The sequence below is a fragment of the Streptomyces sp. NPDC001787 genome, from assembly GCF_040297465.1.
Classification (GTDB): Bacteria; Actinomycetota; Actinomycetes; order Streptomycetales; family Streptomycetaceae; genus Streptomyces.
The window spans coordinates 361,280-386,295 of the sequence record NZ_JBEOZE010000002.1 but is presented as its reverse complement, the minus strand read 5'-3'; the positions used below and the strand labels follow the sequence as shown (position 1 = coordinate 386,295).

The window sequence follows — 25,016 nt, the reverse complement described above, 5'->3', positions numbered from 1 at the left end:
CCGGTCATCGTGCGTCTTCGCACGTAGAGGCGGCGCGACCGTACCAAAACGTTCCCTCGCCGTAGCGACGGGCCCGCAGTGGCTCGAATCCTTGCGGCCAGCCGAATTCTCCGCCTCTGGTGCTGCGCTCCACGGTGACGAGTGCGTCGCCCGTGAGCCAGCCCTCAGCACGGAGTGTGAGCAGGATCTCGCGAAGATCGCCATCGGTGACGGCGTACGGCGGGTCCAGGAAGACCACGTCGTACGGCTCCGCGGGCGCCGGTCCTGTCACGATCTGTTCGGCTTTGCCGGTACGGACCTCGGCGCCGGGCAGGCCGAGCGTGCGGACGTTGTCCCGGACGGTGCGGGCGGCCTTCGCGTCGGCCTCGACGAGGAGCGCGTGGGCGGCGCCCCGGGAGAGCGCTTCGAGGCCGACGGCGCCGGAACCGGCGTACAGATCCGCGATACGGATGCCGTCGAGGGTGCCGAGGAGCGCTTCCCACGTGGAGAACAGGCCCTCACGCGCGCGGTCGGAGGTGGGGCGGGTGCCGGTGCCGGGCGGGACGGCCAGGCGGCGTCCGCCGGCCGAGCCGGCGATCACGCGGGTCATGGGTGACTGGTCCCTCGGGTCGTGGGGCGGCACACAGGGCGACGGTGTGCCGTGCACCCACGATATGGCGTCGGGCCCGCCCCGGCCTTCGCACCTCTCCCGCCCCGGCCTTCGTGCCTTTCCCGCCCCCGGACCGGGCAGGGGCCCCTGCCCGCCCGCACGCTCCTCGCCCCTTCCCCTCACCCCTTGTCGAGATACTCCTCACGGTCCTTGTCCAGCAGGGCGTCCAGCGCGGTCCGCAGCTCGGGCAGGTGCTCCAGCTCCGGGTCGGCCGCGACGATCGCGACGGCCTCCTCACGGGCGGCGGCGATGACCTCCTCGTCATCGATGACGGTGAGCATCCGCAGCGAGGAGCGGACGCCGGACTGGGCCTGGCCGAGGACATCGCCCTCACGGCGCTGCTCCAGGTCGATCCGGGAGAGCTCGAAGCCGTCGAGGGTGGCGGCGACGGCGCCGAGCCTGGCCCGCGCGGGACTGGCCTCGTGCGCCTCGCTGACCAGCAGACACAGCCCGGGGGCGGAGCCGCGGCCGACCCGGCCCCGCAACTGGTGCAGCTGCGATACGCCGAACCGGTCGGCGTCCATGATCACCATGGCGGTGGCATTGGGGACGTTGACCCCGACCTCGATGACGGTCGTGGCGACCAGCACATCGACCTGCCCCGCGGCGAAGCGGCGCATCACGCCGTCCTTGTCGTCCGGGTGCATCCTGCCGTGCAGCACCTCGATCCGGAGTCCGGCCAGCGCGCCCCTGCGCAGTTCCTCGGCGATCTCCAGCACGGCGAGCGGCGGGCGCTTCTCGCCGTCGTCCTCGGGCGCCCCGGCCTTCTTTCCCTTCTTCTTCTCCCCGGCCGCCTCATCGGCGTCGTCACCGATGCGGGGACAGACGACATAGGCCTGGTGGCCGTTCTCGACCTCCTCGCGGACCCGCTCCCAGGCGCGGGCGAGGAAGTGCGGCTTGTCCTTGGCGGGGACGACATGGCTGGCGATGGGCGAGCGGCCGGCCGGGAGCTGGTCCAGTACGGAGGTCTCCAGATCGCCGAACACCGTCATCGCGACCGTACGGGGGATGGGGGTGGCGGTCATGACCAGCAGATGGGGGGACCGCCTCTCCCCCTGGGAGTGCGCCTTGGACCGAAGGGCGTCGCGCTGCTCCACGCCGAAGCGGTGCTGTTCGTCGACGACGACCAGGCCCAGGTCGTGGAACCGCACCTTGTCCTCGATCAGCGCGTGGGTGCCGATCACGATCCCGGCTTCCCCGGTGACCAGGTCGAGCAGTGCCTGCCGCCGGGCGGGGACGCCCATGGAGCCGGTGAGCAGGACGACCTTGGTGCCCCGGTCGGAGCCGCCGAGCATGCCCCCCTCGGCCAGCTCGCCCATCATCTCGGTGACGGACCGGTGGTGCTGCTGGGCGAGGACCTCGGTGGGCGCGAGCATGGCCGCCTGCCCGCCCGCGTCCACGACCGTGAGCATGGCGCGCAGGGCGACCATGGTCTTGCCGCTGCCGACCTCGCCCTGGAGGAGGCGGTGCATCGGGTGCTCGGTCGCCAGGTCGTCGAAGATCTCGGCGGTGACCTTCCGCTGCCCTTCGGTCAGGGTGAAGGGAAGCTTGGCGTCGAACGCGTCCAGCAGCCCGTCGGGCACCGGTCTGCGTGCCACGGCCGGGAGCTGGGTGTCGGCGTACCGTCTGCGGGCGAGCGCGACCTGGAGGACGAACGCCTCGTCCCACTTCAGCCGCTCCTTGGCGTCGGCGATGTCCGCCTTGGTCTGCGGCCGGTGCACCTTGAGCAGCGCCTCCGGCAGCGGGGTGAAGCCGCGGCCCTCGCGCAGCGACTCGGGCAGCGGGTCCACGGCGTCCCGCGCGCTGGGCAGCACGGCGTCCACGGCCTTGGCGATCCGCCAGGAGTCGAGCTGCTTGCAGGCGGGGTAGATGGGCAGCAGCCGCCCGGCGAAGGCGTCCACGGCCTCCGTCGCCTCGTCCGCGTCCGCGGCGTCCAGCAGCTGGTACGTGGGGTGGGCGAGCTGCATCCTGCGGTTGAAGACGGAGACCTTGCCCGCGAACATCGCCCGGCGGCCGGGCAGCAGCTCCTTGTGGGGCTTGTGGACGCCGTGGCCGAAGAAGACCAGCTGGAGCCGGCCGCTGCCGTCGGTGAGGGTCACTTCCAGACGCTTGCCGCGGCCGTTGTTGAACACCGCGATACGGGCGTCGGCGACCTGCGCGACGACCGTCACATGCTCGTCGAGCGGGAGATCGGCCAGCGCCGTGAGCTGACCGCGCTCCTCGTACCGCCGCGGGTAGTGGTGCAGCAGATCACCGACCGTGTGCAGGTCGAGGTGTTCGGCCATCACCTTCGCGGTGGCTCCGCCGAGCAGCTTCTTGAGGGGTTCATCGAACGCAGACACGCGGTCCATTGCACACCACGGCACTGACACCTGTCCCCCGCGCGGCCCGGCGCGCCCCGCGCGAAGGGGTCACTCGACGCCGATCAGCAACGGCGCGCTCTGGTGGCCGCCCCGGTAGACCACGGTGTCCACGGCCAGATAGCCCTCGCGCACATGCTCGGTGAGGGCGTCGGCCAGGGCGTCCGGCACGTTCTCGCCGAGGACGAGGGTGACCAGTTCGCCGCCCGAGGCCAGCATCCGGTCCAGCACCGTGCGGGCCGTCGCGGGCACGTCGGCGCCGATGACGGCGACGTCCCCGTCGATCAGGCCGAGGATGTCGCCGGCCTGGCAGATGCCGGCCATGGTCCACGACTGCCGTTCGGCGACGGCCAGTTCGGCGTACCGGGTGGCGCCCGCGGCGGCGGTCATCGCGACCACGTCCTCGTCGAAGCTGCGGTCCGCCTCGTGGACGGCGAGCGCGGCGATGCCCTGGACGGCCGCGCGGGTGGGGATCAGGGCGACCCGGACCCCCTCGGTCCTGGCCTGCTCGGCGGCGGCCCCCGCGGTGTGCCGCAGCGCCGCGTCGTTGGGCAGGAGGACCACCTCGCGGGCGTGGGCCCGGCGGATCGCGTCGACCAGTTCGCCGCTGGCGGGCGGTTCGCCGGGGCGCGCGATCACGGTGGTCGCGCCGGCCTCCGTGCACAGCCCGGCCAGCCCGTCGCCGGGGACCACGACGACGACGGCGCGCCGGGCGGGCTCCGTGTGGGGGCGGGTGTCGAGCAGGCCGTCGGCGCCGAAGTGGGTGATCCGGATCCGGTACGGCCGTCCGGCCTCGACCCCGGCCTCCACGGCCGCTCCCGCGTCGTCGACATGGACGTGTACGTTCCACAGCCCGTCGCCGCCGACCACGACCAGGGAGTCCCCGAGCGCGTCCAGCCGGGTCCGCAGCCGGTCCACGGCCTCGTCGCGGGCCTCCAGCAGGTAGATCACCTCGAAGGCGGGACCGCTCCCGCCGTCCGGGCAGTCGTCCGCGCTCCCGTCCACGCGCTCGCCGGCCGTGCCGCCCCCGCCGTCCACCGGCCCCGCGATCATCGCGGGGACCGTCCAGGAGCGGCGTACCGGCGCCTGCCCCGACACCGTCTCCAGCAGCGCGCCGAGTACCGCGAGCAGCCCGCGTCCGCCCGCGTCCACGACGCCCGCGCGGCCGAGGACGGCGAGCTGGCCCGGGGTCGCCTCCAGCGCGGTGCGCGCACCGTCGTACGCCGCCCGCACCACCGCGGCGAGGCCGGGGCCCGCGTCCCGCGCGGCGTCGGCGGCAGCGGTCGCGACGGTGAGCACCGTGCCCTCGACGGGGTGGGCCACGGCCTGCCGGGCGGCGGAGGCGGCGCGGGCGAAGGCCTCGCGCAGCCGGTCCTCCCCGCCGCCGTCGGCCAGCACCCCCGCCATCCCGCGCAGCAGCTGGGCCAGGATGGTGCCGGAGTTCCCCCGGGCGCCGATCAGCGCTCCGTGCGCCATGGCGCGTACGGCGTCGGCGGTGGCGGGCGCGGTGGAGCCGGTCTCATGGGCGGCGAACACCGCTTCGACGGCCGCCGCCGCGGATTCCACGGTCAGGTAGAGGTTGGTGCCGGTGTCACCGTCGGCGACGGGATAGACGTTGATCGCGTCGATCTCCGCGCGCTCCCGGCCCAGGGCCTCCAGGGCCAGTGAGCACCAGGTGCGCACCGCGACGGCGTCCAGATCGTCGGGGAGCTGCGGCACCGATGGTCCTCCTTGAAGCGGCCGTGGCAGCGGGCTGCACCGCAGGGTAGCCCGCCCGCGACGGGTGGGTCCGGGACAGGGGGCGGGCGGACGGTGGGCCCAGCCGTGGTAGTTTCGTATCTCCGGAGCAGCCGTTGTATGCTGCTTCGGTTGCCCGATGAGAGTCGGGCCATACCTCCGGTACCGCCACTTCAGTCAAATGATTCCGGCGCGCCGGAATTCACTGTAAGTGCACCTGAAGTCTTTGGAGTGACCCGTGGCTGCCAACTGCGACGTCTGCGGCAAGGGGCCGGGCTTCGGCAACAACATTTCGCACTCGCACCGCCGTACGTCCCGTCGCTGGAATCCCAACATCCAGCGCGTGCGTGCCGTGGTCGGTCGGACGCCGAAGCGGCTCAACGTCTGCACCTCGTGCATCAAGGCCGGCAAGGTCGCGCGCTGACGTTCCCGTCGTAGCGCAGCCTTCCGGTTGCCCAAAAAGCCGGTCCACCTCGGTGGACCGGCTTTTTGCTGTACCCACGGCGGTCGTTCAGCGCTGCCGGGTGCGCCAGCCGTGGTCGACGGGTCCGATGCCGCCGCCGAGCGGGAATCCGGCCTCGATCGCTCCGGTGACGTACTCCTTCGCGCTCCTCACGGCCGTGGGGACGTCCTGGCCGAGGGCGAGCGAGGCGGCGATGGCGGAGGCGAGGGTGCAGCCGGTGCCATGGGTGTGCCGGTTGTCGTGCCGGGGTGCGCGCAGCCAGTGCTCCTGGCTGCCGTCGGTCAGCAGGTCCACGGCCTCGCCCGGCAGATGGCCGCCCTTGATGACCACCCAGCGCGGCCCGTACGCCAGGATTCCGGCCGCCGCCCGGCGCATGTCGCTCTCGTCGGTGACGACGGTGCCGGTGAGCTGTGCCACCTCGTCGAGGTTCGGGGTGGCGACCGTCGCGACGGGCAGCAGCTTCGTCCGTACGGAGTCGAGCGCCTCGGCGGCCAGCAGCGCGTCACCGTGCTTGGAGACGCCCACCGGGTCGACGACGACCGGCGCCGCGGTGCCGGCGAGCAGTGCGGCGACGGTCTCGACGAGCGCGGCCGAGGCGAGCATGCCGGTCTTCACCGCCTGGACGCCGATGTCGTCGACGACGCTGCGGTACTGGGCGGTGACGGCTTCCACCGGGAGCTCCCAGGCCCCCTGGACGCCCCGGGAGTTCTGGGCGGTGACGGCGGTCAGCACGCTCATGCCGTGCACACCGAGGGCCAGCATGGTCTTCAGGTCGGCCTGAATGCCCGCGCCGCCGCCGGAATCGGATCCGGCGACGGTCAGGACACGGGGCGGTGCGGCGGTACGTATGGGCATACGCCGCAATCTACTGGGCGTCCTCGATGTCCCCGAAGTGGTCCCAGCCGCCCTTGCTGGTCCAGGGCGCTCCGTCCACCGTGACCTGGGGCAGGGCGGAGGGGTTCAGGACCTCGCCGATCACCTTCCAGCGGGCCGGGAGCTTCACGTCCTGGGGGAAGGTCGCGACGATCGCGTGGTCCTCCCCCCCGGTGAGCACCCACTGGAGGGGATCGACGCCGACGGCCTGGCCGATGTCGGACATCTGCGAGGGAATGTCGATGAGCCCGGACCGCAGATCGATACGGACCTTGCTGGCCTCGGCGATGTGCCCGAGGTCGGCGACCAGTCCGTCGCTGACGTCCGTCATCGCGGTGGCGCCGAGTCCGGCCGCCGCGGGACCCGCGTGGTAGGGCGGTTCGGGGCGGCGGTGGGCCTCGACGAAGGCGCGGGGCGAGCGGAAGCCCCGGGAGAGGACGGCGTACCCGGCGGCGGACCAGCCGAGCCAGCCGGTGACGGCGACGACGTCACCGGGCCGGGCGCCGGACCGGGTGACCGGTTCGTGGTTGCGCAGATCGCCGAGGGCGGTGATCGAGACGGTGATGGTGTCGCCGCCGACGACGTCGCCCCCGACCACGGCCGCGCCCGCGACCTGGCACTCGTCACGCAGGCCGTCCATGAGTTCGGCGGCCCAGGTGACGGGGAGGTCGGCGGGGACGACGAGGCCGAGGAGCAGCGCGGTGGGCACGGCACCCATGGCCGCGATGTCGGCGAGGTTCTGAGCGGCGGCCTTGCGCCCGACGTCGTACGCCGTCGACCAGTCGCGGCGGAAGTGCCGCCCCTCCAGCAGGATGTCCGTACTGACCACGACCCTGCGGTCGGGAGCGGCCACGACCGCGGCGTCGTCGCCGGGCCCCAGCCGTACCGCCGGAGTGGTGGTGAGCCGGGAAGTCAGCTCCCTGATGAGCCCGAACTCCCCCAACTCGCCCACGGTTCCCTTCACCGAGTCTCACCTCTCATTTATCGCCCCGGACACCCGTCCGGGCCCCCGGTCGCGAGCCGTCACTGCTGTCGGTACCGTCAAGAGATACGTCAACTTCTGTTGTCTGTACGCCACGCTGTGGACGTCATCCGGCCCACAGGTCTCCCCGCGGCCCGCGGCAACGCGATACCGTGGCGTCCCTTTCCCCCACATGATCCTCGTGGCCGCCCTGGAGGTTCCGTGGTACAGGCGTACATCCTTATTCAGACCGAGGTGGGCAAGGCGTCGACCGTCGCCGAGACCATCGCCAAGATTCCGGGAGTCATCCAGGCAGAGGACGTCACCGGTCCCTACGACGTGATCGTGCGGGCCCAGGCCGACACGGTCGATGAGCTCGGCCGCATGGTGGTCGCCAAGGTTCAGCAGGTGGACGGCATCACGCGGACCCTGACCTGCCCGATCGTCCACCTCTGACCCCCGTCTAGGCTGGGCCGGTGACGTCTTTCCGCCGCCGGCCCTCCCGCTCGCTGTTCCTCGGTCCGTCCGCTGCCCTGCTCGTTCTGGCCGCGGCGGGCTGTTCCTCCAGCCACGCCCAGCCCCCGGTCGCGGTTCCCACCCCGTCGTCCGAGGCCGCCCCGTACTGCGCAGCGCTGCACAAGGCGCTGCCGCAGACGGTCGTCGACCTCGAACGGAGTGATCCCGAACCGGATTCGGAGCTGACCGCCGGCTGGGGGGACGGGGCGATCGTACTGCGCTGCGGTGTGCCGCGGCCCGCGAAGATGGACGACGCCCAGTCCAAGGCGATCGAGGCGGACGGCGTCAACTGGATGCTGGAACAGCGCCAGGACTCCGGTCCGCGTTTCACCACCACGTACCGCGAGGCGTATGTCGAGGTCACCCTCTCAAAGGCGTACGCCCACGACGCCAGCCCGCTGGCCGCGTTCGCCGCTCCGGTCAAGAAGACGGTTCCGGACAGTCTCTGAGCGGGCCGGGGACACGGCGGTCGGTGCCGGATCCGTGCCGGTCCTCAGGAACGGAGCCGGCACGGGCCGCCGCGACGGGTCACCGCAGTCCGGTGGAACGTGTCAGCGCGGCCTGGATCAGCCGGTCCACCAGCGCCGGGTAGTCCACGCCGCTCTCCTGCCACATCCGCGGGTACATCGAGATCGGGGTGAACCCCGGCAGGGTGTTGATCTCGTTGATGACGAAGCCGCCGTCCTCGGTGAGGAAGAAGTCGGCGCGCACCAGCCCTTCGCAGGAGGTGGCCTCGAAGGCGGCGACGGCGAGGCGCTGGACCTCGGCGGTCTGCTCCGCGGTGAGCGGGGCGGGCACCAGACCGGCGGCCGCGTCGATGTACTTGGCCTCGAAGTCGTAGAAGTCGTGCGCGGTCACCGGGGGGATCTCGGCGGGCACACTGGCCCGCGGCCCGTCCTCGAACTCCAGCACCCCGCACTCGATCTCACGGCCGCGCAGCAGCGACTCGACGAGGAACTTGGGGTCGTGGCGGCGGGCCTCCTCGATCGCCTCGTCCAGTCCGGAGAGGTCCTCGACCTTGGTGATGCCCATCGAGGAACCGCCGCGGGCGGGCTTGACGAAGAGCGGCCAGCCGTGCTCGCCAGCGAAGTCGATGATGCGCTTGCGGGCGGCGGCGCGGTCGCCGTCCCACTCCCGGGGGCGTACGACCTCGTACGGTCCGACGGGCAGCCCGAAGGAGAGGAAGACCCGCTTCATGTACTCCTTGTCCTGGCCGACCGCCGAGGCGAGGACACCGGCTCCGACGTAGGGCACACCGGAGAGTTCGAGGAGCCCCTGGAGCGTGCCGTCCTCCCCGTAGGGGCCGTGCAGCACGGGGAAGACGACGTCGACCTCGCCGAGCGCCTTGGGCACCGAGCCCGGTTCGCTGTAGACGACTTCACGGCTGCCGGGATCGACGGAGAGCACCACGGTGCCCTCGGCGGTCTCGGCCAGCTGCGCCACATTGGGCACCTGCCGGTCGCTGATGGCCATGCGTTCGGGCTCGTCGGCGGTGAGCGCCCAGCGCCCGTCCGTCGTGATGCCGATCGGCAGGACGTCGTACGTGGTCCGGTCGATGGCGTTCAGCACGGCGCCGGCGGTGACGACCGAGATGCCGTGTTCGGAGCTGCGGCCGCCGAACACGACAGCCACGCGCGGCTTACGGCGCTGCTGCTCAGGGCTCTCGGGGCGCTCAGGGCTCTGGGGGAGGTTCTCGCTGCTCATATCGCGATGAGCGTACCTGCTGGTCAAGGAGACATCAGCGCCGCTCGGCCTTGGCGCTGCGCGACATCAGCTCCTTGAGCGCGACGACCGGCGGCTTGCCCTCGTGGACGATGCCGACGACCGTCTCGGTGATGGGCATGTCGACGCCGTGCCGGCGGGCCAGGTCGAGCACCGATTCGCAGGACTTGACGCCCTCGGCGGTCTGCTTGGTGACGGCGATCGTCTCCTGGAGCGTCATGCCGCGCCCGAGGTTGGTGCCGAAGGTGTGGTTGCGCGAGAGCGGCGAGGAGCAGGTCGCCACCAGGTCGCCGAGGCCGGCCATTCCGGAGAAGGTCAGCGGATCGGCGCCCATGGCCACGCCCAGGCGGGTGGTCTCGGCGAGGCCGCGGGTGATGAGCGAGCCCTTGGCGTTGTCGCCGAGGCCCATGCCGTCGGCGATGCCGACGGCGAGACCGATGACGTTCTTCACGGCGCCGCCCAGCTCGCAGCCGACCACGTCGGTGTTGGTGTACGGGCGGAAGTACGGGGTGTGGCAGGCGGCCTGGAGGCGCTGGGCCACCGACTCGTCCTGGCAGGCGACGACGGCCGCGGCGGGGCGGCGTTCGGCGATCTCCTTGGCGAGGTTGGGCCCGGAGATGACGGCGATACGGTCCGCGGTGACCTTGGCGACGTCCGCGATCACCTCGCTCATCAGCTTGGCGGTGCCGAGTTCGACGCCCTTCATCAGGGAGACGAGGACGGTGCGGTCCTCCAGGTGCGGGGCCCAGTCGGCGAGGTTGGCGCGCAGCGTCTGCGAGGGCACGACGAGGAAGGCGAACTCGGCGCCGCGCAGCGCCTCGGCGGCGTCGGTGGTGGCCCGGACCGCAGCGGGAAGCTCGATACCCGGCAGGTAGTCGGGGTTGGTACGGGTCGTGTTGATGGTCTCGGCGACTTCGGCGCGGCGTCCCCAGAGGGTGACCTCACAGCCTGCGTCGGCGAGGATCACACCGAAAGCCGTACCCCATGAGCCGGTTCCGAAGACGGCTGCTTTTACGGGGTGCGTCACGTGGGTCCCTTTCCCTGGGCCTTGCGCCGTAGTTCAGCACGGGCTTTGCGGTGATCGTAGAGCTCTGCGGGGGCCTTCTCGCCACGCACGATCTCCAGCTGGGCGGTGACCGCGGCCATGATGACCTCGGTCGCCTGCCGCAGCACGTCGGGCGTCGGCTCCAGTCCGTAGAAACGGCTGAGGTCGACGGGCGGTCCCGCCTGCACCTGGAGGGTCTTGCGGGGGAACAGCCTGAGCTTGTTCTCCTTGGCGTAGGGCGGCATCGCGAGGTTGGCGCCCCACTGGGCGACGGGGATGACCGGTGCCCTGGTCATCAACGCGACGCGGGCGGCGCCGGTCTTGCCGGCCATCGGCCACATGTCGGGGTCGCGGGTGAGGGTGCCCTCGGGGTAGAAGGCGACGCACTCGCCCCGTTCGATGGCGTCCACGGCGGCACGGAACGCGTCCAGCGCGTCGGTCGTCTCACGGTAGACGGGGATCTGGCCGGTGCCCCGCAGCATCATCCCGACGAAGGGGGTGCGGAAGAGGCCCGCCTTGGCCAGGAGCCGCGGCACCCGGCCGGTGTTGTACTGGAAATGTCCGTACGAGAGCGGGTCGAGATACGAGTTGTGGTTGACCGCCGTGATAAATCCGCCGTCGGCCGGAATGTGTTCCATTCCCCGCCAGTCGCGCTTGAACAGAACCACCAATGGCGGTTTGGCGATGACCGCCGCCAGGCGGTACCAAAAGCCGATTCTGCGGCGGGACACTCGGACACCTTCCTCTGATGCATGACCTACTGCCTGGCTACCGACGGTCAAGTCTCGCCCCAGGCCCCTGCTCTGTCGAGAACACCGTACGCCTCACCTTCGGGACCGAGCCTCCGGGCTGTCGTACCGGCAGGCGAGAATATGTCCTGACGCGTACGGAGGGGGAGATCGCCACGAACACCGACCTGACCGGGGCCTGGTCCCTGGTCGTTCCGCTGAAGCCGCTCGCACGGGCCAAGAGCCGGTTGGGGCGGGCGACGGGAGAGCTGCTGCGGCCCCGGCTGGCCCTGGCGTTCGCACAGGACACCGTGGCCGCGGCACTGTCCTGCCCGGGAGTGCGGGATGTGGTGGTCGTCACGGACGACGGGGCGGCCGGGGCCGCCCTTTCCGCGCTCGGGGCCCATATTCTGCCCGACACACCGGCCGCCGGGCTCAACGCCGCTCTGGCGCACGGTGCGCGCCGTGCGCGGGAGCTGCGTCCCCTGGGTGCGGTGGCGGCACTGAACGCGGATCTGCCCGCACTGCGTCCCGCGGAACTGTCGCGGGTGCTCGACTTTTCCTCCGCTTTTCCCCGTGCATTTCTCACCGATGCGGCGGGAATCGGCACGACATTCCTGTCCGCCGCTCCGGGAGTGGAATTGCGCCCGGCTTTCGGCGGTCCTTCACGCGCCGGACATCTGGCTTCCGGGGCGACGGAAATCCCTCTGCCCGGCCTCGACTCGGTCCGCCGGGACGTGGACACCGGCGAGGATCTGCGGGTGGCGCTGGCGCTCGGCGTGGGCCCGCACACGGCGGGACTGAGCGGCGCGGTCCACCCCGCCCGGGACCGATAGGCTGCCGCCCATGCAGGCGACCTCGTACACGTACGACTCCGAGACCCGCACCGGCAGCGTGCTGCTGGACGACGGCACGCCGGTGGAGTTCGACGCCCCGGCCTTCGACGCGGGCGGCCTGCGGCTGCTGCGTCCGGGGCAGCGGGTCCGGATCGAGGGCGAGGGCGAGGGCGCCGCCCTGCGGATCACGCTGGTGACGCTGCAGACGTTCTGATACGGCGGAGGGGGACCGGCGCTTCTCCTGCGTTGCTCAACGCCGCGGAGAGACGTTCCCCGGCCGCCCCGGGGGCTGTCGCACACCGTAGACCGCCGTCGGCGTGCCGTTCGTACCCCGGACAGCCCGCGGGCCGGGCTCCCCGAGGGGAGCCCGGCCCGGCGCGTGTGAGGAGCGAGCGCGTGCCCGGTCTCACTTCTTGCGTGCAGTGGCCTTCTTCGCCGTGGTCTTGCGCGCCGTGGTCTTCTTCGCGGGCGCCTTCTTCGCCGTGGTCTTCTTGGCGGGCGCGGTCTTGCTGGCGACGGCCTTCTTGGCGGTCGTCGCGGCCTTCTTCGCCGGGGTGGCCGCCTTCTTCGCGGTCGCGGTGGCCTTCTTCGCCGTGGCGGTGGCCTTCTTCGCCGTGGTCTTCTTCGCCGTGGCGGTCGCCTTCTTCGCCGTCGCCACGGTCTTCTTGGCGGTGGCCTTCTTCGCCACGGCCTTCTTCGCGGTGGCCTTCTTGGCCGCGGCCTTCGCCGTCGTACGGGTGGAAGATCCGCCCGAGAGGCTGCCCTTGGGCGCCTTCTTCACGGCCACATCGTTCTTGGGGAGCTTCTTGGAGCCACTCACCAGGTCCTTGAAGCCCTGTCCCGCACGGAAGCGGGGCACCGAGGTCTTCTTGACCCGGACGCGCTCACCCGTCTGCGGGTTGCGGGCGTACCGGGCGGGGCGGTCGACCTTCTCGAACGAGCCGAAGCCGGTGACCGAGACACGGTCCCCGGCGACAACGGCACGCACGATCGCGTCGAGTACCGCGTCGACAGCGTCTGCGGCCTGCTGACGGCCGCCGACCTTGTCGGCAATCGCTTCTACGAGCTGCGCCTTGTTCACGTCTTCCCCTTCGGAGACATTGCCAGAACGAAAGTGTTCAAGCTTTTTCGCACGTTAGGCAGATATATACCGCAAATCAAACACGAAACGGGCTAATCACCCTAGTGCCGCAACGAAGTCGACCGCTGCGTAGTTCCGCAGAGTCAGTCACCTTCGGGGAATCGGCCCTCATCGAGGTCCTTCATCAACCGGTCCAGACGCCTTGCCGCATCTGGGAGATCGTGCTTCGCCGCGGCCGTGACGACCAGCAGCTTCCGGGACAGCGCCATCCTTACGCCCTCCGGGACTTGCAGTGCACGCACCCTTGCGTGCGCTTCCTTCAATCGGTCGGCGACTTGGCCATAGAGCTTGAGTTGGCTGTCGCGTTCCATGCACCGATTGTGCCATCTGGGGCGAGTTGTCGCCCGAGGGGGGCTCAACAAGCGACTGCGCCCCCTACCCGAAGGCAGGGGGCGCAGTCTGGGAAAAGCGCTGCTCAGGCCTCAATTGTACGCGGCTTGAAGGTCGGCCTTGCCGCCTCATAAGTCGCAATGTCCGCTTCGTTCTGAAGGGTGAGGCTGATGTCGTCGAGCCCGTTGAGCAGCCGCCAGCGGGCGTTCTCGTCGAGCTCGAAGTCGGCCGTGATGCCCTCGGCACGGACCTGCCGCGCCTCCAAGTCAACGGTGATTTCGGCCGTTGGGTCGGCCTCCGTCAGCTCCCAGAGCGCGTCCACGGTCGGCTGGTCCAGGACGACGGTCAGCAGGCCGTTCTTCAGCGAGTTGCCGCGGAAGATGTCGGCGAAGCGGGACGAGATGACGGCCCGGAAACCGTAGTTCTGCAGGGCCCAGACGGCGTGCTCCCGGGAGGATCCGGTACCGAAGTCGGGACCGGCCACCAGGACCGAGGCGCCGCTCCGCTCGGGGCGGTTGAGGACGAAGGACCCGTCCTTGCGCCAGGCCTCGAAGAGCCCGTCCTCGAAGCCGTCGCGGGTGACCTTCTTCAGCCAGTGGGCGGGGATGATCTGGTCGGTGTCGACGTTGCTGCGGCGCAGCGGGACGGCCCGGCCGGTGTGTGCGGTGAAAGCTTCCATGATTCTCAGACTCCGGCGGGCGTACGGGCTTCGGACAGGTCGGCGGGCGAGGCCAGATGGCCCAGCACCGCGGTGGCGGCGGCGACCTGCGGGGAGACCAGGTGGGTACGGCCGCCCTTGCCCTGCCGGCCCTCGAAGTTGCGGTTCGAGGTGGAGGCGGAGCGCTCGCCGGGGGCCAGCTGGTCGGGGTTCATGCCCAGACACATCGAGCAGCCCGCGTGCCGCCATTCGGCTCCGGCGGCGGTGAAGACCTTGTCCAGGCCCTCCGACACGGCCTGGAGCGCGACCCGGACGGAACCGGGAACGACCAGCATCCGCACCCCGTCGGCGACTTTGCGGCCCTCCAGGACCGAGGCCGCGTTACGCAGGTCCTCGATCCGGCCGTTGGTGCAGGAACCTACGAAGACGGTGTCGACGTTGATGTCGCGCAGCGGCTGTCCGGCGGTCAACCCCATGTATTCCAGGGCCTTTTCGGCGGCGTTGCGCTCCGAGGCGTCCTCGTACGAAGCCGGGTCGGGGACGCTCGCCGACAGGGGCGCGCCCTGGCCGGGGTTGGTGCCCCAGGTGACGAACGGGGCCAGTTCCGCGGCGTCGATGACGACCTCGGCGTCGAAGACGGCGTCGTCGTCGGTGCGCAGCGTACGCCAGTAGGCGACGGCCGCCTCCCAGTCCTCGCCCGTCGGGGCGTGGTCACGGCCCCGCAGGTATTCGAAGGTGGTCGCGTCCGGGGCGATCATGCCCGCGCGGGCACCGGCCTCGATCGACATGTTGCAGATGGTCATCCGGGCTTCCATCGAGAGCTTCTCGATGGCGGATCCGCGGTATTCGAGGATGTAGCCCTGGCCGCCGCCGGTGCCGATCCGGGCGATGATCGCCAGGATCAGGTCCTTCGCGGTGACGCTGTCGGGCAGTTCGCCCTCGACGGTGATGGCCATGGTCTTCGGGCGGGCCAGCGGCAGCGTCTGGGTGGCCAGGACGTGCTCGACCTGGCTGGTGCCGATGCCGAACGCCAGCGCGCCGAAGGCCCCGTGCGTGGAGGTGTGGGAGTCGCCGCAGACCACGGTCGTACCGGGCTGGGTCAGTCCCAGCTGCGGGCCGACCACGTGCACGACGCCCTGCTCGACATCGCCCAGCGGGTGCAGCCGGACGCCGAAGTCCGCGCAGTTCTTGCGCAGGGTCTCCAGCTGGGCGCGCGAGACCGGGTCGGCGATCGGCTTGTCGATGTCGAGCGTCGGGGTGTTGTGGTCCTCGGTGGCGATGGTGAGGTCGAGGCGCCGCACCGGACGTCCGGCCTGGCGCAGACCGTCGAACGCCTGCGGGCTGGTCACCTCGTGCAGCAGGTGAAGATCGATGAAGAGAAGGTCGGGCTCGCCCTCCGCGCGCCGGACGACATGGTCGTCCCAGACCTTCTCCGCGAGTGTCCTACCCATCGCTTTCCCTCCGGCCGGCGTCTTCGCCGGCCCAACTAGAGATTCGGTGCGCCGCCGTCCGGACCCCCGAGCGGGGCGGTGGCTGCCGGCCGTTGTGCGACCGCCCGTACAGGTTCGCAACTTCCGCCGGAAATTGAACTTGCGTTTCACAGAGTGAGACGCGAGTATCGTCGTATGGACAACTCTAGCGGCGTCGGCGTTCTCGACAAGGCGGCTCTGGTATTGAGCGCTCTGGAGTCCGGTCCGGCCACCCTCGCCGGGCTGGTCGCGGCGACCGGGCTCGCACGGCCCACGGCACATCGGCTGGCCGTGGCACTGGAACACCACCGGATGGTGGCGAGGGACATGCAGGGCCGTTTCATTCTCGGCCCCCGGCTCTCGGAGCTCGCGGCGGCGGCCGGCGAGGACCGGTTGCTGGCCACGGCGGGACCGGTGCTCACCCACCTTCGCGACATCACCGGCGAGAGCGCTCAGCTCTATCGCCGGCAGGGCGACATGCGGATCTGTGTCGCCGCGGCGGAACGGCTGTCCGGACTCCGGGACACGGTTCCGGTCGGCTCCACACTCACCATGAAGGCGGGATCGTCCGCCCAGATCCTGATGGCCTGGGAGGAACCGGAGCGCCTGCACCGCGGCCTCCAGGGCGCCAGGTTCACGGCGACGGCCCTCTCCGGCGTACGGCGCAGGGGCTGGGCGCAGTCGATCGGTGAGCGGGAGCCGGGCGTCGCCTCGGTCTCGGCACCGGTGCGCGGCCCCTCGAACCGGGTGGTGGCCGCGGTCTCGGTCTCCGGCCCGATCGAGCGCCTGACCCGCCACCCGGGACGGATGCACGCCCAGGCGGTCATCGACTCGGCGGCACGGCTCAGTGAGGCCCTGCGCCGCACGGGCTGAGCCGCACCGGCAACAAGAAGCTCCACCCCTCCCCCGAACTCCCCGAAGGCCGCCCCAGCGCCGTGGCGGCCCCTTTCACTTCCCACCGCTTCGCGCTCTCCCCGCCGCACGCCCGTCGTCCGGGAACGCGGAAGGCCCCTCACCGAAGTGAAGGGCCTTGCCGATACTGCTCTGTTGTACCCCCGACCGGATTCGAACCGGCGCTACTGCCGTGAGAGGGCAGCGTGCTAGGCCGCTACACAACGGGGGCGTGTTTACTGCTGACTTGCGCTGGGCTACCAGGACTCGAACCTAGAATGACGGTACCAGAAACCGTAGTGTTGCCAATTACACCATAGCCCATGGTGTGACAAGTACCCCCGACCGGATTCGAACCGGCGCTACTGCCGTGAGAGGGCAGCGTGCTAGGCCGCTACACAACGGGGGCCCTAGCGATCCTGCATCAAGAACGTGGGTGCGACCCAGATGTTCTCGCGGGAAGGATCTGTACCCCCGACCGGATTCGAACCGGCGCTACTGCCGTGAGAGGGCAGCGTGCTAGGCCGCTACACAACGGGGGCGTGTTTACTGCTGACTTGCGCTGGGCTACCAGGACTCGAACCTAGAATGACGGTACCAGAAACCGTAGTGTTGCCAATTACACCATAGCCCACTGAAAAGCAACCCCTTGTGGGAGTCTTATTTCCGTGTTGCGCTTCCCGGCCGGATCTTTCGGCCCGCTCGGGCGGCGCAGGAAGAACATTACCCGAAGGTGTCCGGCGCTCCAAAACGGGTATTGCCCGCCAGCAGCCCGGGGAGCTGATCGAGCCCGGTGATCCGGACAAGATCCTCCCGGCCGCCCCTCCCCCGCCGGTCGAGCCAGATGCCCACGAGCCCGGCGGCGACCGCGCCGCTCGCGTCGATGTCCGGCTCATCGCCCACGTACGCCACCTCCCGCGGGGCGAGCCCGAGCTCCTCGCAGGCCGCGTGGAAGGCGCCGGCCTGCGGCTTGGAGATCCCCAGCTCGACGGCGCACACCACGGCCTCGAACCGGTCCCGCACCCCGAGCGCGGTCAGCTTGCGGTGCTGGTTGTGGATGCTGGAGTTCGTCAGGACCGCGTGCCGGTAGTCGCCCGCCAGCCGGTCCAGCACCGGCACCACATCGGGGAAGAGCGCCCAGGCGGCCTCGTAGTGCGCCGCGTGCCTGCCGAACCAGTCGTCGGCCTCGGCGTCCTCCATCGTGTCCCGCGAGAGGAAGTCACGGATCCGGTCGCGCCGCTGCTCCTGGAAGTCGGCCTCCCCGGCGGCGAACCGCGCCCAGTGCGCCTCGGTCACCGCCCGCCACCCGTCGAGGGCCTCCTCGACGGAGCCGTACCCGTCGGGCAGACCCTCGCGCTCCAGGTGCTGCCGCATACCGGTGCGGTCCGCGCCCGAGTAGTCGAAGATCGTGTCGTCGATGTCCCAGAGGACCGCTCGGATCGGCATGGGGCGAGATTAGCCGGGGGGCCGCCGACGGGCCAGACCGTCACCCGGCGCGCCGGGGCACCCGGGATGCCGGGAGCGCGAAACGTACGCCCGTCCGCTCTTCCGGCGGCTTCCGCGGGCGGCGGCCCGTCACGGCGTCGGCGATCGACCGGGGCCGGTGGAACGCCGATGGGTGGCCGCTCCCCCGGGAACGGCCACCCATCGGTGTCGTACGCGTACGTCCGTACCGCCTACGCGGCCAGCTTGGCCAGCGCCGCGTCCACCCGGGCGAGGGTCTTCTCGCGGCCGAGGATCTCCATGGACTCGAAGAGCGGCAGGCCGACCGTACGGCCGGTGACGGCCACGCGGACCGGGGCCTGGGCCTTGCCGAGCTTGAGGCCGTGGGCCTCGCCCGCGGTGAGGACGGCGCTCTTCAGTGCCTCGGCGTTCCAGTCGGCGGCGGCCAGGTTGGCGCGGGCCGTGGCCAGGAGGGCGTCGGAGCCCTCCTTCATCGCCTTGGTCCAGGACGCCTCGTCGTTCACCGGCTCGTCGAGGAAGAGGAAGTCGACGTTGTCGGTGATGTCCGAGAGGACGGTGACCCGGGTCTGGGCGTGCGGGGCGATCTCCGCGAACTTCTCCGCGTCGAAGGACTCCGGGGCCCAGGGGGCGAACGGGGCCTTGAGCCAGGGGCCGCAGGCCTCGGTGAAGGCCTTCACATCGAGCTTGCGCACATGCTCGGCGTTGATGTGCTCGCACTTCTTGAGGTCGAAGCGGGCCGGGTTGGCGTTGACGTCCTTGATGTCGAAGGCCGCGACCATCTCGTCGACGGTGAAGATGTCGCGGTCCTCGGCGATCGACCAGCCCAGCAGCGAGAGGTAGTTCAGCAGCCCCTCGGGGAGGAAGCCGCGCTCGCGGTAGAGGTTGAGCGAGGCCTGCGGGTCACGCTTGGAGAGCTTCTTGTTGCCCTCGCCCATGACGTACGGGAGGTGGCCGAAGGCGGGGGTGTCCTTGGCGATGCCCAGCTCGATCAGCGCGCGGTACAGGGCGATCTGACGCGGGGTGGAGGAGAGCAGGTCCTCGCCGCGCAGGACGTGGGTGATCTCCATCAGCGCGTCGTCGACCGGGTTGACCAGCGTGTAGAGCGGGGCGCCGTTGGCCCGGACGATGCCGTAGTCCGGCACGTTCTCCGGCTGGACGGTGATGTCGCCGCGGACCAGGTCGGTGAAGGTGAGCGCCTCGTCGGGCATCCGGAAGCGGATGATGGAGGTGCGGCCCTCGGCCTCGTACGCGGCCCTCTGCCCGGCCGTGAGGTCGCGGCAGTGGCCGTCGTAGCCGGACGGCCTGCCGGCCGCGCGGGCGGCGTCGCGCCGGGTGTCGAGCTCCTCGGTCGTGCAGTAGCAGTGGTACGCGTGGCCGGCGGCGAGCAGCTTCTCGGCGACGTCCTTGTAGATGTCCATGCGCTGCGACTGGCGGTACGGGGCGTGCGGGCCGCCGATCCCGGGGCCCTCGTCCCAGTCGAGGCCGAGCCAGCGCATCGAGTCGAGCAGCTGGTCGTACGACTCCTCGGAGTCGCGCGCCGCGTCGGTGTCCTCGATACGGAAGACCAGGGTGCCCTGGTTGTGCCGGGCGAAGGCCCAGTTGAAGAGAGCTGTCCGGACCAGGCCCACATGGGGGTTACCGGTCGGGGAGGGACAGAAACGCACACGGATGGGTCCGTTAACCACGCTTGATCACCTTGTTGGTGAGAGTGCCGATGCCTTCGATGGTGACGGCGACCTCGTCGCCGACGTGCAGGGGTCCGACCCCCGCGGGAGTTCCGGTGAGGATCACATCGCCCGGGAGCAGTGTCATGGCCTCCGTGATGTGGACGACCAGATCCTCGATCGAGCGGACCATGTCGCTCGTACGGCCCAGTTGCCGTTGCTCGCCGTTGACCGTCGCCTGAATGGTGAGGTCGTGGGGGTCGAGGTCGGTCTCCACCCAGGGGCCGAGCGGACAGGAGGTGTCGAAGCCCTTGGCCCTGGCCCACTGCTTCTCGCGCCGCTGGACATCACGCGCGGTGACATCGTTGGCGCAGGTGTAGCCGAAGATGACGTCCTTGACGCGCTCGCGCGGAACTTCGCGGCACATGCGGCCGATGACCACGGCCAGCTCGGCCTCGTGGTGCAGCTCGTCGGAGAAGGAGGGGTACTCGATCGCGTCGCCCGAACCGATCACGGAGGTGGTGGGCTTGAAGAAGGCGACCGGGACATCCGGGACCTCGTTGCCGAGTTCGGCGGCGTGCTCCGCGTAGTTGCGGCCGATGGCCACGACCTTGTTGGGGAGCACGGGGGGCAGCAGCCGGACCTTGTTCAGCGGGACCTTGGTTCCGGAGAGCTCGAAGTCGGCGTACGGAATGCCCTTGATGATGTCGAGGACGAGGTCACCGGATTCCACGGTGCCCTGACCCTCGACGGCGCCGAAGGCGACATTGCCGTCGATGGAGAACCTGGCGATGCGCACGGGATGCTGTCGCCCCTCACTTGCTGGCTGACTGAAGACTGACGCTCCAGGCTAACGCGGGCGAGGGGGACAGCCGCGCCGATTCCTCCGCGGTCGCGGCCCGCCTACTCCGCGGTCGTGGCCGGGGCGACCATCAGGATGGTGCGGCGCGGGTTGGCCGTCTGGGTGGGCAGGTCGACGGCGTGCTCCGGCCGCTCCGGCGTACGCAGCGCCTCGGCGTTTTTGAGGTGCGCCAGCGTGGTGCGCCGGGGGTTGGCAATGTTGCGGAACATCATCGTCGTCTTCATCTGCCGTCCGGACCTTGTCGGTGGGGGCGCCACCCGTGGGGGGCACCGGCTTGTCGGATTCGCCATCCGTGTAAAGCGTCAGGCTAAACATCCGATTCCCCGCAGAAGCACAGAAGAGACGACGATCATCATGTGAGTTTGCTCACGAACTTATCGACAATTGCCCCATTTCGGGCGCCCGATCACGGTCCAGGAAACGGACATTGCACCACTGAATGAGCCATTCCGCTCCTGATCATGTCGACTGGGACACCCCTCGTTCGTGATCAAGTCATCCACAATAGTCCGATTTAACCATGAACACTCTCCACTGCTTGTTACTCGGCAATCACAACGTGTCACCCGGGTCGCGGCGTAAAACTTGGGCCTTGTTGGAGATCCCCCACTGTGCTGGAATTCCACGCACCGCCGCGGGTTTCAGGCCGGCGCGCAGGGGCGCAACGCAGCGCCGAGTGGCGGCGGAAGGGGAGATCGCCGGTCACTCACGACCACCATGGGGCGCGTCCAGCGCCCCACGACGCCGACACCGTCCCGCCCGCCTGGCGGAGGGACGCCTGGTCCAGAGGTTGCGACGCTAGTGCAGGGACGTTTCAAGAGGGATGGCAGTGCTCCGGCGGAACAGGAGCCGCGCGGCGGGACCGACCGCGGTTCCTCCCCCCAGCACGCCCAGAACCCCGGGCCGGCCGCAGCCGGTGACAGCGGCGACCGCGCGCAGCGCTCGGATTCGACGACGGCCGGCGGCGCCGAGCCGGCCACTCCTCTCAAGCCCCGCGGTCCCATCAACACCGGTTCGCGGGTAGCGCTCCGCAACTGGCGCATCAGCACCCGTCTGGTCTCCCTCCTCGCCCTCCCCGTCGTCGCGGCGACCACACTGGGCGGACTCCGGATCAACGAGTCCATGACCGACATGCAGCAGCTGGAGCACATGCAGCTGCTGACCCGGATGACGAAGCAGGCGACGACGCTCGCCCAGGCGCTCCAGGTGGAGCGCGACCAGTCGGCCGGTCCGCTGTCCAACAAGTCGAAGGCCACCGACTACAAGGTCACCGAGCCCCGGAAGAAGACCGACCGGGCCAAGGACGCGTTCTTCGACGCCACGAACGCCATCGGCGACGCCCAGGGCGACGAGGCACTCGAAGGCATCCACGCGAGCGTCGCCCAGATCGCCTCGCTGCTCGGCGACATCCGTACGATCCGCAAGACGGCGTACGCGGAGGGCTCCCCGAGTCTCAACACGATCGACCAGTACAGCCAGCTGATCACCTCGCTGCTGAGCCTCTCGCAGGACATGGCGCAGGCGACCAGCAACCCGGAGATGATCAAGCGGACCCGTGCCCTGGCGGCGTTCTCCTCCGCCAAGGAGTACGCCTCGGTCCAGCGCGCGATCATCGCCGCGGCGCTGCCCGGCGGCAGCGTCAAGGAGCCGCACCTCAACCCGAACGACCGGCAGTTCGGCCAGAACGCGCTCGCGAAGGAATCCCGCGCGCTCACGTCGTTCAACACGATCTACGGGACCACCGGCGACAGCGCCGCCGAGCTGACGGCGCCGCTGGACAACGGCAACCCCGAGATCAACGCCGCGAACATGTACGCCAAGCGGGTCCTGGACACCACGTCCGGCATCGAGGGGACCAAGGTCCGCTCGTACCTCGACTGGTACGACCAGAGCTCCACCAAGATCAACGCGATGCAGACGATCGAGGCCACCCTCCTCAGCGACATGGAGGCCAAGGCCCGTGAGCTGCGCGAGGCCTCGCAGCGCGAGGCGATCGTCAACGGTGCGGTCATCCTGCTCGTGCTCGGTGTCTCGCTGGTCGGCGCCTTCGTCGTGGCGCGGTCCATGATCCGCTCGCTGCGCCGTCTCCAGGACACCGCTACGCGTGTTGCGCAGGACCGGCTGCCCGAGCTCGTCAAGCAGCTCTCCGAGACCGACCCGCAGGATGTCGACACCTCCGTCGAGTCGGTCGGTGTGCACTCCCGGGACGAGATCGGCCAGGTGGCCGCGGCCTTCGACGACGTGCACCGCGAGGCCGTCCGGCTCGCCGCCGAACAGGCGCTGCTGCGGGGCAACGTCAACGCGATGTTCACCAACCTCTCGCGCCGTTCGCAGGGCCTCATCCAGCGTCAGCTCTCGCTCATTTCCGAGCTGGAGTCGCGCGAGGCCGACCCGGACCAGCTGTCCTCCCTCTTCAAGCTCGACCACCTCGCCACCCGCATGCGGCGAAACGGTGAGAACCTGCTGGTCCTCGCCGGTGAGGAGCCCGGCCGCCGGTGGACCCGCCCGGTTCCGCTGGTCGACGTGCTCCGTGCCGCCGCCTCCGAGGTGGAGCAGTACGAGCGCATCGAACTGGCCGCGGTGCCCGCCACCGAGGTCGCGGGCCGCGTCGTCAACGACCTCGTGCACCTGCTCGCCGAGCTGCTGGAGAACGCCACGTCGTTCTCCTCGCCGCAGACGAAGGTCCGGGTCACCGGTCACGCGCTGCCCGACGGGCGGGTGCTCGTCGAGATCCACGACACCGGTATCGGCCTCTCCCCCGAGGACCTCGCCGCGATCAACGAGCGGCTCGCCGCTCCGCCCACCGTGGATGTCTCGGTCTCCCGCCGCATGGGCCTGTTCGTGGTCGGCCGGCTGTCCCTGCGTCACGGCATCCGGATCCAGCTGCGGCCCTCCGACTCCGGCGGCACGACCGCGCTGGTCATGCTGCCCGTCGATGTCGCGCACGGCGGCAAGCAGCCGGTGCCCAAGCAGGCCCCCGGTCAGCACTCCGGCGCCCCCGGCGGCCTTCTGGCCGGCGCGGGTCCGGGCAACGGCGCGGGCAACGCCCAGCGCCCCGGCCTCGGCGGCGGTCCTTCCGCCCCGCCCTCGAAGGGCCTCGGGGCCGGTCCCGGCGCCCCACGCGGACAGGTCGGCGCGGGCTCCGGCCCGCGGGCCGCGCTGCCCTCGCGCGACACCGGGCCGCGTCAGCCGCAGCCCCAGCACAACGCCGACCAGCAGAACAACGGGCCGCGCAACCCCGGCCGGCCGGACCAGGCCCCGCAGGGCGGTCCGCAGGACTTCCCGCGCCCGGAGCCGCAGCGTCACGGCGGCGGTCTCTCCAGCGCCTTCGGCGGCGGCGCCCGGCTGGGCGCCCGCGGCAACCAGGGCGAGAACCCCGGCCGTACGGAATCGGGTCAGCCCAACCTGTTCGGCCACGGCGGTCCGGCTCCGCAGGGCCCGAACGCCCGGCAGGGCCAGTTCGCCCAGCGGGACGCCTTCGGCCAGGACCCGTTCGCCCAGGACCCCTTCGCACAGCAGGGCCAGAACGGTCCCGCCGCGCCCCAGCAGTCCCACCAGGAGCAGAACGGTCCCGGGGGCCAGGGCGGCCACCCGCAGCCCGGCGGCCCCGGCCGTCAGCTGCCGCCGCCGGGCGGTCCGCGTGCCGAGCTGCCCGGGGGCAACCCGCAGCCGCAGCGCCCGCAGGCCACCAGCTGGGGCGTCGAGGAGCAGGGAGCGCCGCGGCGCAACCCGCTGGACGCGCCGCGCGGCCACGAGGAGCCCGAGACCACCGGCCAGTTCGCCCGGCCGGCCGGCCCCGGCCAGAACGCCGGACCGGGCCGGAACCAGCCGTTCGACGCGCCGCTCGCCCAGCGGCCCTCGATGGACGACCGGCAGGGACCGGGCGCCACGTCCGAGTTCGCCCGCCCGGACTTCTCGGCACCCCAGTCGCCCCAGGCACCGCAGTTCCCGCAGGCGCCGCAGGGTCAGGACCCGGCGAGCACCGCGCAGTTCGCGCGCCCGGACTTCAACGCGCCGCGCCCGCCGGAGCAGGGACTGCCCGCGCCGCGTCAGCGCGGCCGGGACGACAACGACTTCGGCGTACCGCGTCCGTCGGCGTCTCCCGCCGGTGAGGCACCGCACCGTCCGATGCTGCCGCAGCAGCCGCAGCCGGAGGCGCTGCCGCCGGCCGGTCCGGGGGACGGACGTACGCCGCTGTACGACACGCTGGAGACGAACTGGTTCCACGGCCCGCAGCAGGGCGGCCAGCAGCCGCCCGCCGCCGAGCCGCAGGCACCGGCCGCTCCGGACGCCGGGGGCCCCGTTCCTCCCATGCCCCGGCGCGAAGGGGCCGACAACGGCGCCGCCGGTTCCTGGCGCCCCTCACCCAACGACGAACTCGTCCGGCAGGCCGAACGGGTCAAGAAGCCCGCGGCGGGCGGAGTCACCACCTCCGGACTTCCTCGCCGTGTCCCGCGTGCCAATTTGGTGCCGGGCACCGCTCAGCAGCAGAATCACCAGACCGGACCTCAGGTTTCGCGTGCGCCCGATGACGTGCGCGGGCGTCTGACCAATCTCCGCCGGGGCATCCAGCAGGGCCGGCAGGCCAACAACGGCCAGTCGACCGGCAGTTTCCAACTCGGCCCCACTCACCAGCAGGAGCGTTAG

Annotated in this window: 23 protein-coding genes and 5 tRNA genes; 7 read left to right on the top strand and 21 right to left on the bottom strand. The window is 70.8% G+C overall.

What is annotated here, in order from left to right:
- Positions 1–4: 4 nt before the first annotated feature.
- From rsmD to ABT170_RS04285, 3 genes are all read right to left on the bottom strand, one after another.
- On the bottom strand, positions 5–589 hold the full coding sequence (rsmD, locus tag ABT170_RS04295; RefSeq protein ID WP_329945277.1) for a 16S rRNA (guanine(966)-N(2))-methyltransferase RsmD: 585 nt from the start codon (positions 587–589) through the stop codon (positions 5–7).
- Positions 590–768: 179 nt separating this feature from the next.
- On the bottom strand, positions 769–3,000 hold the full coding sequence (gene recG / locus ABT170_RS04290) for an ATP-dependent DNA helicase RecG (protein WP_351863956.1): 2,232 nt from the start codon (positions 2,998–3,000) through the stop codon (positions 769–771).
- A gap of 60 nt (positions 3,001–3,060) precedes the next feature.
- A complete protein-coding gene (locus tag ABT170_RS04285; RefSeq protein ID WP_351863953.1) occupies positions 3,061–4,728 on the bottom strand; it encodes a DAK2 domain-containing protein in 1,668 nt (555 codons plus the stop codon).
- 256 nt (positions 4,729–4,984) lie between these two features.
- Between ABT170_RS04285 and rpmB the strand changes: the two genes are divergently transcribed.
- Positions 4,985–5,170 carry a 50S ribosomal protein L28 gene (gene rpmB, locus ABT170_RS04280; RefSeq protein ID WP_030928661.1) on the top strand — a complete coding sequence of 62 codons (186 nt, stop codon included), beginning with the start codon at positions 4,985–4,987 and terminating at the stop codon, positions 5,168–5,170.
- Between the two features lie 87 nt (positions 5,171–5,257).
- On the opposite strand, the gene thiD is transcribed toward rpmB, so the two are convergent.
- The gene (gene thiD / locus ABT170_RS04275; protein ID WP_329945274.1) at positions 5,258–6,064 is read right to left on the bottom strand and encodes a bifunctional hydroxymethylpyrimidine kinase/phosphomethylpyrimidine kinase; all 807 of its coding nucleotides are present in this window, start codon (positions 6,062–6,064) and stop codon (positions 5,258–5,260) included.
- A 10-nt stretch (positions 6,065–6,074) separates the two neighbouring features.
- On the bottom strand, positions 6,075–7,046 hold the full coding sequence (locus tag ABT170_RS04270) for a thiamine-phosphate kinase (RefSeq protein ID WP_329945273.1): 972 nt from the start codon (positions 7,044–7,046) through the stop codon (positions 6,075–6,077).
- Between the two features lie 219 nt (positions 7,047–7,265).
- On the opposite strand from ABT170_RS04270, the gene ABT170_RS04265 reads away from it, so the two are divergent.
- Together ABT170_RS04265 and ABT170_RS04260 are read left to right on the top strand one after the other, a co-directional pair.
- Complete coding sequence (locus tag ABT170_RS04265) at positions 7,266–7,499, top strand: Lrp/AsnC family transcriptional regulator (protein ID WP_266924242.1); 234 nt, start codon at positions 7,266–7,268, stop codon at positions 7,497–7,499.
- 20 nt (positions 7,500–7,519) lie between these two features.
- On the top strand, positions 7,520–8,008 hold the full coding sequence (locus ABT170_RS04260) for a DUF3515 domain-containing protein (RefSeq protein WP_329945272.1): 489 nt from the start codon (positions 7,520–7,522) through the stop codon (positions 8,006–8,008).
- Between the two features lie 79 nt (positions 8,009–8,087).
- Here the strand turns inward: ABT170_RS04260 and ABT170_RS04255 are convergent, their stop codons facing one another.
- From ABT170_RS04255 to ABT170_RS04245, 3 genes are read right to left on the bottom strand one after another with little or no spacing between them, the layout of a single operon-like run.
- On the bottom strand, positions 8,088–9,263 hold the full coding sequence (locus tag ABT170_RS04255) for a D-alanine--D-alanine ligase family protein (RefSeq protein ID WP_329945270.1): 1,176 nt from the start codon (positions 9,261–9,263) through the stop codon (positions 8,088–8,090).
- 34 nt (positions 9,264–9,297) lie between these two features.
- The gene (locus tag ABT170_RS04250; RefSeq protein ID WP_329945269.1) at positions 9,298–10,308 is read right to left on the bottom strand and encodes an NAD(P)H-dependent glycerol-3-phosphate dehydrogenase; all 1,011 of its coding nucleotides are present in this window, start codon (positions 10,306–10,308) and stop codon (positions 9,298–9,300) included.
- Positions 10,305–11,057 carry a lysophospholipid acyltransferase family protein gene (locus tag ABT170_RS04245; RefSeq protein WP_329945268.1) on the bottom strand — a complete coding sequence of 251 codons (753 nt, stop codon included), beginning with the start codon at positions 11,055–11,057 and terminating at the stop codon, positions 10,305–10,307. The genes ABT170_RS04250 and ABT170_RS04245 overlap by 4 nt, the downstream gene beginning before the upstream one ends.
- Positions 11,058–11,203: 146 nt before the next feature.
- Here ABT170_RS04245 and cofC point away from each other — a divergent pair, with 146 nt between their 5' ends.
- Complete coding sequence (gene cofC / locus ABT170_RS04240) at positions 11,204–11,890, top strand: 2-phospho-L-lactate guanylyltransferase (protein ID WP_329945383.1); 687 nt, start codon at positions 11,204–11,206, stop codon at positions 11,888–11,890.
- A gap of 10 nt (positions 11,891–11,900) precedes the next feature.
- On the top strand, positions 11,901–12,104 hold the full coding sequence (locus ABT170_RS04235) for a hypothetical protein (RefSeq protein ID WP_266924232.1): 204 nt from the start codon (positions 11,901–11,903) through the stop codon (positions 12,102–12,104).
- Between the two features lie 192 nt (positions 12,105–12,296).
- Here the strand turns inward: ABT170_RS04235 and ABT170_RS04230 are convergent, their stop codons facing one another.
- The 4 genes from ABT170_RS04230 to leuC form a co-directional block, all read right to left on the bottom strand.
- On the bottom strand, positions 12,297–12,971 hold the full coding sequence (locus ABT170_RS04230) for an HU family DNA-binding protein (RefSeq protein WP_266924230.1): 675 nt from the start codon (positions 12,969–12,971) through the stop codon (positions 12,297–12,299).
- Positions 12,972–13,114: 143 nt separating this feature from the next.
- Positions 13,115–13,342, bottom strand: coding sequence for an SCO5555 family protein (locus ABT170_RS04225; RefSeq protein ID WP_266924228.1), 228 nt, complete (start codon positions 13,340–13,342; stop codon positions 13,115–13,117).
- Positions 13,343–13,446: 104 nt separating this feature from the next.
- On the bottom strand, positions 13,447–14,040 hold the full coding sequence (gene leuD, locus ABT170_RS04220; protein ID WP_329945267.1) for a 3-isopropylmalate dehydratase small subunit: 594 nt from the start codon (positions 14,038–14,040) through the stop codon (positions 13,447–13,449).
- 5 nt (positions 14,041–14,045) lie between these two features.
- Entirely contained in the window at positions 14,046–15,470 is a 1,425-nt protein-coding gene (gene leuC / locus ABT170_RS04215; RefSeq protein WP_329945266.1) for a 3-isopropylmalate dehydratase large subunit, read from the bottom strand.
- Between the two features lie 174 nt (positions 15,471–15,644).
- Here leuC and ndgR point away from each other — a divergent pair, with 174 nt between their 5' ends.
- Positions 15,645–16,361, top strand: a complete 717-nt coding sequence (gene ndgR, locus ABT170_RS04210; RefSeq protein ID WP_003966003.1) for an IclR family transcriptional regulator NdgR — start codon at positions 15,645–15,647, stop codon at positions 16,359–16,361.
- A gap of 177 nt (positions 16,362–16,538) precedes the next feature.
- Here ndgR and ABT170_RS04205 read toward each other — a convergent pair.
- The 9 genes from ABT170_RS04205 to ABT170_RS04165 all read right to left on the bottom strand — a co-directional run bounded on the left by ABT170_RS04205 (position 16,539) and on the right by ABT170_RS04165 (position 20,593).
- Positions 16,539–16,611 (bottom strand) — tRNA-Glu (locus ABT170_RS04205).
- Positions 16,612–16,631: 20 nt separating this feature from the next.
- Positions 16,632–16,703, bottom strand: a tRNA-Gln gene (locus tag ABT170_RS04200).
- A gap of 12 nt (positions 16,704–16,715) precedes the next feature.
- A tRNA-Glu gene (locus ABT170_RS04195) sits at positions 16,716–16,788 on the bottom strand.
- A gap of 60 nt (positions 16,789–16,848) precedes the next feature.
- Positions 16,849–16,921: transfer RNA gene (locus ABT170_RS04190), tRNA-Glu, on the bottom strand.
- Positions 16,922–16,941: 20 nt separating this feature from the next.
- A tRNA-Gln gene (locus ABT170_RS04185) sits at positions 16,942–17,013 on the bottom strand.
- Positions 17,014–17,102: 89 nt separating this feature from the next.
- A complete protein-coding gene (locus tag ABT170_RS04180) occupies positions 17,103–17,825 on the bottom strand; it encodes an HAD family hydrolase (RefSeq protein WP_329946156.1) in 723 nt (240 codons plus the stop codon).
- A 230-nt stretch (positions 17,826–18,055) separates the two neighbouring features.
- On the bottom strand, positions 18,056–19,528 hold the full coding sequence (gene gltX, locus ABT170_RS04175) for a glutamate--tRNA ligase (RefSeq protein ID WP_351863943.1): 1,473 nt from the start codon (positions 19,526–19,528) through the stop codon (positions 18,056–18,058).
- Positions 19,521–20,306: a fumarylacetoacetate hydrolase family protein gene (locus ABT170_RS04170; RefSeq protein ID WP_329946158.1), complete on the bottom strand. Its 786-nt coding sequence runs from the start codon at positions 20,304–20,306 to the stop codon at positions 19,521–19,523. Before ABT170_RS04170 ends, gltX begins: the two co-directional genes overlap by 8 nt.
- A 104-nt stretch (positions 20,307–20,410) precedes the next feature.
- On the bottom strand, positions 20,411–20,593 hold the full coding sequence (locus ABT170_RS04165; protein ID WP_351863939.1) for a hypothetical protein: 183 nt from the start codon (positions 20,591–20,593) through the stop codon (positions 20,411–20,413).
- 577 nt (positions 20,594–21,170) lie between these two features.
- Between ABT170_RS04165 and ABT170_RS04160 the strand changes: the two genes are divergently transcribed.
- Complete coding sequence (locus tag ABT170_RS04160; RefSeq protein WP_351863936.1) at positions 21,171–25,016, top strand: sensor histidine kinase; 3,846 nt, start codon at positions 21,171–21,173, stop codon at positions 25,014–25,016.